Below are 11733 nucleotides of genomic sequence, written 5' to 3'. Positions count from 1 at the left end.
AGGGTGACGCCCGTGGCACCACGACCCTTGCATGAAATCGTCGAACCGGGCTGGGCGAAGGCCCTGGAACCCGTCGCCGGACGGATCGCCGAGATGGGCGACTTCCTGCGCACGGAGATCGCCGCGGGACGCACCTATCTCCCGGCCGGGCCCAACGTCCTGCGGGCCTTCCAGCAGCCCTTCGACGAGGTTCGCGTCCTGATCGTCGGACAGGATCCCTACCCGACGCCCGGACACGCGGTGGGGTTGTCGTTCTCGGTCGCGCCGGAGGTGCGTCCGCTGCCCGGCAGCCTGATCAACATCTACCGCGAGTTGAACACCGACCTGGGTCTGCCCCAGCCCTCCAACGGCGATCTGACGCCATGGACCCAGCAGGGCGTGCTGCTGCTCAACAGAGCGCTCACCACCGCCCCGCGCAAGCCGGGCGCACACCGGGGCAAGGGCTGGGAGGAGGTCACCGAGCAGGCGATACGGGCGCTCGCCGGGCGGGGCAAGCCGCTGGTGTCGATTCTCTGGGGCCGCGACGCCCGCAATCTGCGTCCGCTCCTCGGCGACCTGCCGTCCGTGGAGTCGGCCCACCCCTCCCCCATGTCGGCGGACCGCGGCTTCTTCGGCTCGCGTCCCTTCAGCCGCGCCAACGACCTGCTGGTCCGGCAGGGAGGGCAACCGGTGGACTGGCGCCTGCCGTGACGGGCACAGGCGCGGGCGCCCACGGAATCCTCGCCGTCGACTCGGGCGGCTCCGGCCTGCGGGCCGTCGTCGGCACGGCGGAGCGCGGTGTGCTGGGGGTGCGGGAGTCACGGATGCCGGTGCGGACCGGTGCGCGGGGCATCGACGCCGCGCATCTGATGGAACAACTGGTACCGATGGTGCGCGAGTTGGCCGCCGAGACGGGGGTGGCCCGGCCGGGCACGGCCGTGGTCGGGGCCGCCGGGCTGTCCAGCCTCGGTGACGGCCTGCGCGCCGAACTCCCGGGCGCGCTGCGGCGAGAGTTCGGGGTCGTGTCGCTCGTGCTCGCCGCCGACGCCGTCACCGCCTATGTCGGCGCCCTCGGGCCGCGGCCGGGCGCCGTGGTCGCGGGCGGTACGGGACTCATCGCCGTGGGCACGGATCTGACGGGCTGGCGTCGCGCGGACGGCTGGGGTCATCTGCTGGGCGACTGCGGCGGCGGTGCCTGGATCGGCCGGGCGGGGCTGGAGGCGGCCCTGCGGGCGTACGACGGGCGAGAGGGTGGTTCCGCCGGGCTGCTGGCCCGCGCCGAGGGCGAGTTCGGCCCCATGCCCGGGCTGCCGGGACGGCTCTATCCGCGCCCCGACCGGCCCGCCGTCCTCGCCTCGTTCGCGCCGCATGTCGCCGCCTGCGCGGACGGCGACCCGGTGGCCGCCGGCATCCTGCACGCGGCGGCCCGCCACATGGCCGAGTCGGCCGCCGCGGTCTGCCCGCCGACCGGAGAACCGCATGTGGCGGTCACCGGTGGGCTGTTCAAGATGGGCGCCCCGCTCCTCGTACCCCTGGAGGAGGAGTTGGCCAAACGCCTGCCGCACGCGCGCCGGGTCACGGCCGCCGGGGACCCCTTGCAGGGTGCGGTGCGGATCGCGACGGACCTGGCGACCGGGGCGCTCACTCTGCCGAGTGATGCGTCGATGGTGCACGTGACGACCGGAACGGGCGACTGATCCCGACACGGCGCCCGCTTCCGATCCGTACGTAACTCATCAGACAAAACCGGACGGATACCGCTCACCTGCACCCTCCCCGAACAGGGAAGCCCAGTTAGCCAGTAACATGCGGCGCCATGAGCTCCCCCACTGGGCCCGCCGGCCTGCCAGTACGAATGCCGCGCCCCCGCCAGCCCGGACGGCACCGCCGTCCCGAGCCGCTGGCGGCTCCCGAGGGCGCGCCCGCGCTCGTCCTCGCGGTACCGGGCACGCCGAGCGCCGCCACGCGCGGCCTCGCCGAGGAGGTCGTGAGCATCGCCCGCTCCGAGCTCCCCGGCCTCGACGCGCGCATCGGCTACCTCGACGGGGACGACGCGGAGTTCCCCACGCTCCAGACCGTGCTCACGCACGCCGCCGAGGAGCGCACCGCCCGCTACGAGCAGGCCAAGGCCGCGGGGGTCGAGGTCAAGGAGCCCGAGGGCCCCGTCGCCGTCGTCGTGCCGCTGCTGGCCGGTCCGGACAGCGCGCTGCTGCGGGTGGTCCGCCAGGCCGTGATGGACAGCCGTGTCGCGGCCGACCTGACCGATGTGCTCGGCCCGCACCCGCTGCTCGCCGAGGCGCTGCACGTGCGGCTCTCCGAGGCCGGTCTGGCCCGTGCCGACCGGGCCCGGCTGTTCACCGTGGCGACCGCCGCGGACGGCATCATCCTGGCCTCCGTGGGCGGTGACGAGGCGGTACAGGCGGCCGGGATCACCGGCATGCTGCTCGCCGCGCGCCTCGCCGTGCCGGTGATGGCGGCGGCCCTCGACCAGGAGGGTTCGATCGCCTCCGTGGCCGAGCAGCTGCGGGCCTCGGGTTCGCAGCAGCTGGCGCTGGCGCCGTACCTGATAGGGCCGGAGATCGACCCGGGCCTGATCGAGGAGGCGGCCAAGGAGGCGGGCTGCTCCGCCGCCGAGGCGCTCGGCCCCTACCCGGCGATCGGCAAGCTCGCGCTGGCGAAGTACACGACGGCGCTGGGCATCGCCCCGCAGCAGCCGCAGGGCGCTCCGACGCGCTGAGGCGCGCGCACGACAGACGCAGGCACCGCCGAAGGGCCCGCTCCCGGCACGGGAGGCGGGCCCTTCGGCATGCGGGACGCCCAGGTGGGGGCGGCGGGCGGGGGCCTGCTGCCTGGGGCCTGGGGCCTCAGGCGAACACCACGCAGGATGCCGCGGGCACCCGTACCGCACCGGCCCGGCGCGGGAGGCCCGTCTCCTGGTCCAGGGCGAACCAGGTCACGTCGCCGGAGCGCTCGTTGGCGGCGTACAGGAACCCGTCCGCCTCGGCGATCGCCCGCGGCCAGTGGCCGCCGCACGGCACGGTGGCGACCAGCCGCAGCGCGTCCCCGGTGACGGCGAACGTGGACAGGACGTCCTCGCCGCGGGTGGCGGTCCACACGAAGCGGCCGTCGGGCGAGACGACGACCCCGGAGGGGTAGGCGTCCCCGGCCGGGGCGGCCGGCAGGACCTGGACCTCGGTCAGCGGCTTCAGCAGGCCCTCCGCGGCGTCCCAGCGGCAGACGGTGAGGCTCGGGGTGAGTTCGTTGAGGACGTAGGCGTGCGTGCCGTCCGGGTGGAAGGCGAGGTGGCGTGGGCCGGAGCCGGGGCGCAGGGCGATCGTGCGGTGCGGGTGGGGCGTTCCGTCGGTCAGCGTGCACACATGGACCGAGTCGGTCCCGAGGTCGACGCTGACGGCCCACCGCCCGCTCGGGTCGGCCTGCACCTGGTGGGCGTGCGGGCCCTGCTGGCGCAGGGTGTGCGGGCCCGAGCCGCTGTGCCGCAGGACGCCGGAGGCGGGGCCGGCGAGGGTGCCGTCGGGGCGGAGCGGAACGGCGGTGACGCTGCCGGAGCCGTAGTCGGCGGTCAGCACGTGACCGTCGTAGAGGCCGAGGTGGGTGGGGCCGGCGCCGACCGGTACCGGGCGTCCGGCGGGCTCGGGGCGCTTGCCGGTGACGCGGTAGGCGGCCACCGCGCCCTCGGCCGTCTCGCTGACCGCGTAGAGCGTGTTCCCGTCCGGTGCCAGGGCCAGGTACGAGGGGTCGGGGAGGTCGTCGAGGCTGCCCAGGAGTGTGAGCGCGCCGGTTACCGGGGCCACCGCCGCCGTCACGATGCCGGGGCCTCCGGCCGCCGTGAACGACCCGATGAAGGCCCTCCGCTGCCGTCCGTCACCGTCTGCCACCGCTGTCCCCTCTCGGTCCCGAGCCGTTGGAGGTGACGGTAGCAGCGGTCTAGACCATCCGGCGAAGGTTTCACCCCGCCACGGCGGGGCGCGGCAGCGGTGTCGCTGCGCGCGCACGAGCGGGAACGCGAGGAGGTCGGGCGGTCAGCGTACGCGGGGGTGGGTGCTTCCGGGTTTCTGAGGCGCGGCGGGGGACGGGAGGCGGCGGGCCGGTGAAGGGCGGGCGCGGCGCCGCGCTCCGGCGACGGGCGAGCGTGGAGCGGGGCCGGGTGACGGGCGAGCGCGGACCACACCCCGGTGACGCACAGGCGCAGACCGCACCCCGGAGACAGACGAGCAATAGACCGCGCCCCGGAGACAGACGAGCATGGCGTCGCCCGCCTGGGACCGGGACCGCAGCGCCACACCCGCCCGCGACCGGACCGCAGCGCCACATCCGCCCGGGAGGGGGACGATGCTACGCCCCCGCGGGAGCGGGGCGGAGTCGCTGTGCGGCTGGATGTGGCGGCGGTCGTCGGGGTGCCGGGGGCGGGGACGGGGCGGTCGTCACTCGGGGGTGGGGTCGTCGTCAGGTTCCGACCAGGCGTGAACCCGGTGGTGTGCGCAGCGGTGTCGCCAGGGCGGTGAGGGCTCGCTCCAGGCCGTGCAGGTGGGCCAGGGCCGGTTCCTCGGCGGGTGGCTGGTCCGTGACCGTCAGGGTTCCGTGCGCGCCGCCTGTGAGGGCTTCCACCGCGGCCTCCACCCGCCAGCAGGCGGCGGCGAGGCGGGCGTCGTGGGACGCCTCGGGATCGGCGGCGACGGCCACCAGGCCGCGGATCTCGCGGGCGCAGTCGTCGAGGAGAGCGAGGACCCTGCGGGCGCGCCGCTTGCGGCCGAGCATCGGGTTCAGCGGGTGCACCAGCGGGGCGACGGAGAGCCGTACCCGGGCCAGCAGCTGCTCCAGTTCGGTTACGCGCGGGGCCGGATCGGCGTCCGGGGTGCCGGCGAGCCGGGCGGCGGCCTCGGCGGTGCAGGCGTGGACGCAGCGCAGGGCGCGCTGGATCCAGGCGTCGGTCGTGGTGTGCGTGGTGACGGGCAGCACGAACAGCACGGCGAGGGCCGCGCCGAGCGCCCCGATGCCGGTCTCCGCCAGGCGCAGCGCGAGCAGTCCGGGGGTGAGGACGCCGAGGAGGCCGTAGAGCAGTTCGGCGAGGACGGTGACGCAGAGCATCATCCAGGTGTACGAGACCGCGGCCGTGTAGAAGATCCCGAAGACACAGGCGGCGAGGAGCACGGCCGTCGGGAGTCCCGCTCCGTCCAGCGGAACGGCGACGAGCAGGCCGATGCCGATGCCGATCACGGTGCCCAGGACCCGGCGGAAGCCGCGGACTAGCGTCTCGCCGCGCGAGCTGGTGTTGACGAAGACCCACCAGGTGGCGCCGACGGCCCAGTACCAGCGGTCCCCGGACACCAGCTGGCCCACGACGAGCGCGAAGGCCGCGCCGACGGTCGCCTGGACGGCCTGGCGGGTGGTCACCCGGGCGAGGCCGGTCCCGGCGGGCGGGGCGGGCACGGCGGGCGGGGGCAGCCGGCGCTCGTAGCACCACAGGCCGAAGCGCACGGCCGCCGCGACGGCCACGGAGAGCAGGACGGCGGCGTACAGCTCGGGCAGCCGGTCGGTACCGGCCCGCAGGAACTGGGCGACGAAGAAGGTCATGAACGCGAACACGCCGAGGCTGTGCCCGCGCGGGCCCCAGCGGCGCGCGTACACGCCGGCGCCGGTCACGGCCAGGAAGGTGATGTCACGGGCGACGGGGTGGCCGTGCAGTGCGGCCGCGGCGGAGAGCACCGGCAGGCCCACGACCGGCAGCAGCGCGGTGGTGACCGCCTGGCCGCGGACCGTGGCGTCGGTGACCGTGAACAGGGCGAGGAGCGCGGCGAGCCCGCCGGTGACGGCGCCGACGAGGGAGTGCCCGGCGAGTCCGCACACGACGACCGCGAGCCCGATGCCGACGACGGCCCGCACCGCGAAGCGCAGCCGCACCCGGCCCGGGTCCGGAGCCACGAACACCCTCTTCAGCACTGCTTCCCGCCCCCTGCGTCTCTTCGTTCTCGGATACCGGCATGAAAAAGGCGCCGCGGGGTCCGCAGCGCCATCGACGGGTTCATTGCAGCATCAGCCCCGCGACTGGCTCAAGTCGCCTCGCATATGCTGGGCCATTGGCACAGTCATCCAGGGCTGCCGCCGTCCAGCGGCAGGCCAACGGACCACAGACCAGGAGGCCGGACGGCATGGCCGTGGACGAGCTCGACACCCGCATCCTGCGGCTGCTGCTGGAGCAGCCGCGTACGAGCGTGCGCGAGTACGCCCGCATTCTCGGCGTCGCGCGCGGCACCCTCCAGGCGCGCCTGGACCGGCTGGAACGGGACGGTGTGATCACCGGCACGGGGCCCTCGCTGTCTCCCGCCGCCCTCGGCCACCCGGTGCTGGCGTTCGTCCACATCGAGGTCACCCAGGGACGGCTCGACGATGTGGGCGACGCGCTGGCCGCCGTGCCGGAGATCGTCGAGGCCTTCTCGATCGCGGGCGGCGGGGATCTGCTGACGCGGGTGGTGGCGCGGGACAACGCGCATCTGGAGGACGTGATCCAGAAGGTGATCAGCCTGCCGGGCGTGGTCCGTACCCGCACCGAGGTGGCGCTGCGCGAGCGGGTGCCGTACCGGCTGCTGCCGCTGGTGGAGTCGATCGGCCGCGCGACCCGGAGCTGATCTTTGGCATCCTGGGCGACATGAGCAAGCTCGGCCCGACCTCGGTCATCTTCGATCTCGACGGCACGCTCGTGGACAGCGAGCCGAACTACTACGAAGCCGGCCGTCAGGTCCTCGCCGAGTACGGCGTCCCCGGCTACACCTGGGCGGACCACGAGCGGTACGTCGGGATCAGCACCCTGGAGACGGTCGGGATCTGGAAGCGGGAGTACGGTCTCGCGGCCTCCGTCGAGGAGGTGTTCGACGCCAAGAACCGCCGCTACCTGGAGCTGGCACGCGCCGCCACGCCCGCGTATCCCGAGATGCGCAAGTTCGTGGAGCTGCTGGCGACCGAAGGGGTCCCGATGGCCGTGGCCTCGGGGTCGTCGCCGGAGGCCATCGAGGCGATCCTGGCCGGCACCGGCCTGGGCGCGTTCCTGCACACCGTGGTCTCCGCCGACGAGGTCGAGCGCGGCAAGCCCGCACCGGACGTCTTCCTGGAGGCGGCCCGCCGGCTCGGCGCGGCTCCGGCCGACTGCGTGGTCCTGGAGGACGCGGCCCCGGGCGCCGCCGCCGCGCACGCGGCCGGGATGCGCTGCATCGCCGTCCCCTACGTCGCCGCCCAGGCCGACGCCCCGGAGTTCGCCACCGCCTCACTGCTCCTGCGCGGCGGCCAGGCGGAGTTCACGGCACGGGCCGCCTACGACTGGCTGACGCGTTCGTCCGGGACGTCCTGACCCGTCCGGACGCGAACCCCGGGCACGACGGTGCCCCCTCCCGCAGCCAGGGCTCGACGCCGTGCCCCATCCCGCAGCCAAGCTCGACGCGGTGCCCCGTCCCGCAGCCGGGGCACCGCACCGGACCCCGGGTCCGCCTCCGACGCGCGGATTACGGCCGCGCCTCGTGCGTCGGCTTCGGGGCCGGCTGGATGTTCTGGTTGAGGCGGAAGACGTTGTCCGGATCGTGGGCGGCCTTGATGCGGGCCAGGCGGTCGTAGTTGCCGCGGTAGCTGGCCCGGACGCGTTCCTGGCCTTCGTCCATCATCATGTTCACGTAGGCGCCGCCCGCCGAAAACGGGTGCAGCGCGTCGAAGTAGTCCACCGTCCAGCGTTTGATCAGCTCGGCGTTGGCGGGGTCGGGGTCGACTCCCGCGTACACGGACGCCCAGTTGGCGTGCCGGTAGGCCCACGGGGTCTCCTCCTGGCCGACGTCGTGGGCGGCGCCGTCGATCGGGTAGAGGTGCATGGTCGACTGCATGGTGGGGACTTCGGCGCCGAACTTGGCGTGGAGGGCGACGGCGTCGTCGGGGATGGTCTCGACGAAGTCGGCGCGCCAGTACCACTGGTGGCCGGGCGGGTAGAGCCCGTCGAACATCGACTGGAGTTCAGGGTGTTGCAGCACCATGGGGGCGTGCAGCAGCGGCGCGGGCAGCGCGTCGAGCAGCGGCGCCATCTCGCGGGCGGCGTCCTCGGGGTCGCCGCCGGTGTGGCACCAGACGATGCCGGCGGTCTTGCGGAGCTGGATCTCCTCGGGGAACGGCGGAGCGGGCGGCACGGTGCCGTGCAGGAAGAAGCCGTTGAGCTCGCGCGGAGCGTTCAGGATGAAGTCCCGGTAGGCGGTGAGGACTTCGGCGCTGTTCTCGACCGGCCAGAAGGTGGGCCCGGCGACCACCGTGCCGATCTCGTGCAGCCGGAACAGGAACGAGGTGACGACGCCGAAGTTGCCGCCGCCGCCACGGACCGCCCAGAACAGGTCGCTGTTCTCGTAGCCGCTGGCGACGACCTTCTCCCCGTCGGCGAGGACGATCTCGACCTCCAGCAGGTTGTCGATGGTCAGCCCGCACTTGCGGGTGAGGTGGCCGAGTCCGCCGCCGGTGGCGAGACCGCCGACGCCGGTGGTGGAGATGATGCCGCTGGGGGTGGCGAGGCCGTGGGCGTTGGTGGCGCGGTCGACCTCGCCCCACAGGCACCCGCCGTCGACGCGCACGGTGCGGGAGTCGGGGTCGACCTCGATGGTCTTCAGCGGTGACAGGTCGAGGACCACGCCGTCGTCGACGGTGCCCAGACCGGCGCCGTGATGGCCGCCGCCCCGCACGGCGAGGGGCAGGTCGTGGGTGCGGGCGAAGCCGATGACGCGGGCGACGGCGTCCGCGTCGGCGCAGCGGGCCACGAGGGCGGGCCGACGGTCGATCATCGCGTTGTAGACGCTTCGGGCCGGTGGGTAGCCGGTGTCGTCGGGTCCGATCAACTGACCCTTGAAGCCGGTGAGTTCGGTGAGTTCGGTGCGTGCCGCGCGGGCGACGGTGCTGGACATGCGATCCCCCGTTTCGGAATTTCCGGTCGATTCGCCCGTTCTACTCGCATCACAATCGACCGGACATCCGTGTGCGTCACCCAGCTCGGGTCCGCCGGGTACCTAGGTTTCGGCGTGCGGAAGCGGCCCCTCGCGCTCCGGAAGCGGCGGCGCTTCGCACTCCGGACGCGGTGGCGCCTCGTGTTCCGCCAGCAGTCCGAGCCGCGCCGCCCGGTCGGCCGCGTGCCGTCGCGTGGGGGCGTCCAGTTTGTCGAGAACGGCCCGCACGTGGTTGTCGACGGTCCGCACCGACACCACGAGCCGGGCCGCGATCTCGGCGTTGGTCAGGCCGTCCGCCAGCAGCCGCATGCCCTGGAGCTGGCGCCGGGTGAGCCCGGCGGGGTTCTCCCGGGTCGCGGCGAGCGGGCCGCGGGGGACGTGCCGTACGCCGATCCGGCGCAGCTCGGTACGGAGCAGCCGGGCCCGCGGCTCGGCGCCGAGGGCGTCGAGGCTGGTGAGCGCGGTGAGCTTGTCGGCGGGGTCGGGACTCTCGGCGAGCGCGACGGCGTGCTCGTAGGGGCAGCCGACCGCCAGCCAGCGGGTGGCGGCCTGCCGCCAGAGGCCGCGGGCCTGGAGGGCGTAGGGATGCTCCGAGTCGTCGAGCCGGACCCGGTGGCCGGCCTTGGTGAGCCAGTAGCCGAGTTCGGCGCGGTAGGGAATGCCGGTCAGGTGGTCGGCCTGCGCGTGGACGGGTGCCGCGGCCGCCGTGACGGCCGCGAGGTCGCCGCGCAGCCAGGCCGCCTCGGCGAGGGCCGCGGCGACGGGCCCGGTGCGCTGGAGTTCCCTGGTGCGTACGGCGATCCGGCGGGCCTCGGCGAGGAGTTCACCCGCGCCGGGGCGTCCGCAGCGGACGCGGACCCGGGCGAGGACGGTGAGGGCGGGGCAGCGGGCGGGCACGAAGTCGTGCATGCCGTACTCGGCGTGCTTCTCGGCGGCCTCCCAGTCGGCGGCGGCCAGGCGCCGTACGGCCAGCTCGACCTGGAGGTAGGTGAGGAAACCGAGGTGTTCGGCGCGGTCGGCGAGGTCCATCGCCGGGGGCAGGAACAGGTCGGCTTCGGCGTACTGGAGGTTGTCGAGGAGGTTCCAGATGAGGTTGGCGTAGGAGCGGCAGGCGTGTTCCACCTCCCCCGCGGCGAGCGCCACCTTCAGGCTCTCCTCCAGTTGCCGCCGCCCGCCGGCGTCGCCCCCGCGCCAGCGGGCCGTGCCGACGTTGTTCAGGGCGTGGGAGAGGATCGCGGCGTCGTCTGCCTTGCGGGCCAGGGCGATGGCCCGCTCGCCGAGTTCGACGGCTTCGGCGTAGCGGTCGGAGAGCATGCGCAGCTGGGCGGTGTTGCTGACGGCGAGGGCGAGGAGCCGGTCGTCGCCCGCGTGTTCCAGCACGGCGACGGCTTCGCGGGCGGCCTCCTGGGCCCGGTCGGCGTCGCCTGCCCACCAGTGGATGCGGGACAGCCAGCGCAGGTCGGCGCCGAGACCGAGGATGTCGCCCAGGGAGCGGCGCAGGGCGACGGCCTCGTGCTGGGCGGTGACGGCGGCGGCCGAGTCGGCGATGGTGTAGCTCTCCACGGCGTAGCGTTCGAGCAGGTCGGCGAGGTCGGCCGGGCCGTAGCGGCCGCGTTGGCGCAGCACGAGCCGGAGTTGGGCGGCGGCCTCGCGGTGGGCGCCGGCATCGGCGGCATCCTGGGCGGCGTCGGGCCCATAGCGGGCGATGGCGTCCTGATCGCCGGCCTGGTCGGCGTGGTGGACGATGCGGGCGGCGTCGCAGCCGGGCCGGGCGACGAGCGCGGCGAGGACGGTGCGGTTGAGGTCGATGCGGCGGGCGGCGGGCAGGGAGTCGGCGACGGCCCGCCGGATCAACTCGTGGCGGAACGCCACCCGTTCCGGCTCCACCGTGAGCAGTCCGCGCTGCTCGGCGCCGGCCAGTACGGCGACTCCGTCCCTGAACAGCGCGTCGACCAGGGGGCGTTCGACCGCGGAGGGCACCACGGCGAGCTGTTCCAGCGCGTCCACCGTGACCGGGTCCAGGCCGCGCAGCCGGGCCAGGACGGCGTCCACGACGGTCGGGGGCACTCCCCCGGTGCCGCCCGCGGCCACGATCTCGGCGACGAAGAAGGGGTTGCCCGACGTCACTTCGTACACCTGGGCGGGATCGAGCCGGCGGGAGGCGCTGAGGGCGCGCACCGCGTCCAGGGACAGCCGGGCGAGGGGCAGCCGGTGCACGCGGGACGTACGGGAGATTTGGCCCAGCAGGTGGCGCAGGGGGTGTTCGCGGCTCAACTCGTCGTCACGGTAGGTCAGGACGAGCAGCGCGGGCAGTCCCTCGATGCGGCGGACCAGGAAGCGCAGGGCGTCCAGGGAGGCCTCGTCGGCCCAGTGGACGTCCTCGACGACGAGAACCGCGGGGTGCGGGGTGCCGGCGAGTTCGCCGTACAGGGCCTCGTAGACACGGTGGCGGTCGCCGCCCTCCATGACGGCCCGGGCGAGGTCGGCTCCGACGCTGCCGACGAGGTCGCGGAACGGGCCGAGGGGGCGGCGGGTGGCGAGGTCGTCGCACTGGCCGACGAGGACCCGGGCGTGCGCGGGCAGCCGCTCCGGCATGGCCCGCACCAGGCTGGACTTGCCGATGCCCGCCTCACCGAGGACGAGCGCCACCGAACCGGCACCGGCTGCCGCCTCCCGGGCGGCCGCGGCCAGTCGCGTCAGCTCGGGCTCGCGTTCGAGGATCCACCGATCCACGGGCCGATTGTGCCATTCGCCGCGCGCCTTCCGCCCTCATCTTCCG

At 74.4% G+C, this 11733-nt stretch carries 9 protein-coding genes; 5 read left to right on the top strand and 4 right to left on the bottom strand.

What is annotated here, in order from left to right:
• Nucleotides 1-12 precede the first annotated feature (12 nt).
• From DI272_RS42880 to DI272_RS42870, 3 genes are all read left to right on the top strand, one after another.
• On the top strand, nt 13-690 hold the full coding sequence (locus DI272_RS42880) for a uracil-DNA glycosylase (protein ID WP_109500534.1): 678 nt from the start codon (nt 13-15) through the stop codon (nt 688-690).
• Nucleotides 687-1676, top strand: a complete 990-nt coding sequence (locus DI272_RS42875) for an N-acetylglucosamine kinase (RefSeq protein WP_109500533.1) — start codon at nt 687-689, stop codon at nt 1674-1676. Before DI272_RS42880 ends, DI272_RS42875 begins: the two co-directional genes overlap by 4 nt.
• A 119-nt stretch (nt 1677-1795) precedes the next feature.
• Entirely contained in the window at nt 1796-2716 is a 921-nt protein-coding gene (locus DI272_RS42870; RefSeq protein ID WP_109500532.1) for a sirohydrochlorin chelatase, read from the top strand.
• 127 nt (nt 2717-2843) lie between these two features.
• On the opposite strand, the gene DI272_RS42865 is transcribed toward DI272_RS42870, so the two are convergent.
• Nucleotides 2844-3875, bottom strand: a complete 1032-nt coding sequence (locus DI272_RS42865) for a lactonase family protein (protein ID WP_109500531.1) — start codon at nt 3873-3875, stop codon at nt 2844-2846.
• 568 nt (nt 3876-4443) lie between these two features.
• The gene (locus DI272_RS42860) at nt 4444-5937 is read right to left on the bottom strand and encodes an FUSC family protein (protein ID WP_109500530.1); all 1494 of its coding nucleotides are present in this window, start codon (nt 5935-5937) and stop codon (nt 4444-4446) included.
• A gap of 209 nt (nt 5938-6146) precedes the next feature.
• Between DI272_RS42860 and DI272_RS42855 the strand changes: the two genes are divergently transcribed.
• Nucleotides 6147-6623, top strand: coding sequence for an Lrp/AsnC family transcriptional regulator (locus tag DI272_RS42855; protein ID WP_109500529.1), 477 nt, complete (start codon nt 6147-6149; stop codon nt 6621-6623).
• 20 nt (nt 6624-6643) lie between these two features.
• Entirely contained in the window at nt 6644-7339 is a 696-nt protein-coding gene (locus DI272_RS42850) for an HAD family phosphatase (protein ID WP_109500528.1), read from the top strand.
• A gap of 151 nt (nt 7340-7490) precedes the next feature.
• Here the strand turns inward: DI272_RS42850 and DI272_RS42845 are convergent, their stop codons facing one another.
• Together DI272_RS42845 and DI272_RS42840 are read right to left on the bottom strand one after the other, a co-directional pair.
• Nucleotides 7491-8915, bottom strand: a complete 1425-nt coding sequence (locus DI272_RS42845; protein ID WP_109500527.1) for an FAD-binding oxidoreductase — start codon at nt 8913-8915, stop codon at nt 7491-7493.
• A gap of 102 nt (nt 8916-9017) precedes the next feature.
• Complete coding sequence (locus DI272_RS42840) at nt 9018-11687, bottom strand: AAA family ATPase (RefSeq protein WP_109500526.1); 2670 nt, start codon at nt 11685-11687, stop codon at nt 9018-9020.
• Nucleotides 11688-11733 lie beyond the last annotated feature (46 nt).

Origin of the sequence: Streptomyces sp. Act143 (assembly GCF_003143935.1) — a bacterium.
Lineage (GTDB): Bacteria > Actinomycetota > Actinomycetes > Streptomycetales > Streptomycetaceae > Streptomyces.
This window is presented reverse-complemented; position numbering and strand designations above follow the sequence as displayed.

Coding starts and splice junctions, on each gene's coding strand:
- DI272_RS42870 (WP_109500532.1), top strand. CDS start 1,796: ATGAGCTCCCCCACTGGGCCCGCCGGCCTGCCAGTACGAATGCCGCGC.
- DI272_RS42855 (WP_109500529.1), top strand. CDS start 6,147: ATGGCCGTGGACGAGCTCGACACCCGCATCCTGCGGCTGCTGCTGGAG.
- DI272_RS42850 (WP_109500528.1), top strand. CDS start 6,644: ATGAGCAAGCTCGGCCCGACCTCGGTCATCTTCGATCTCGACGGCACG.
- DI272_RS42845 (WP_109500527.1), bottom strand. CDS start 8,915: ATGTCCAGCACCGTCGCCCGCGCGGCACGCACCGAACTCACCGAACTC.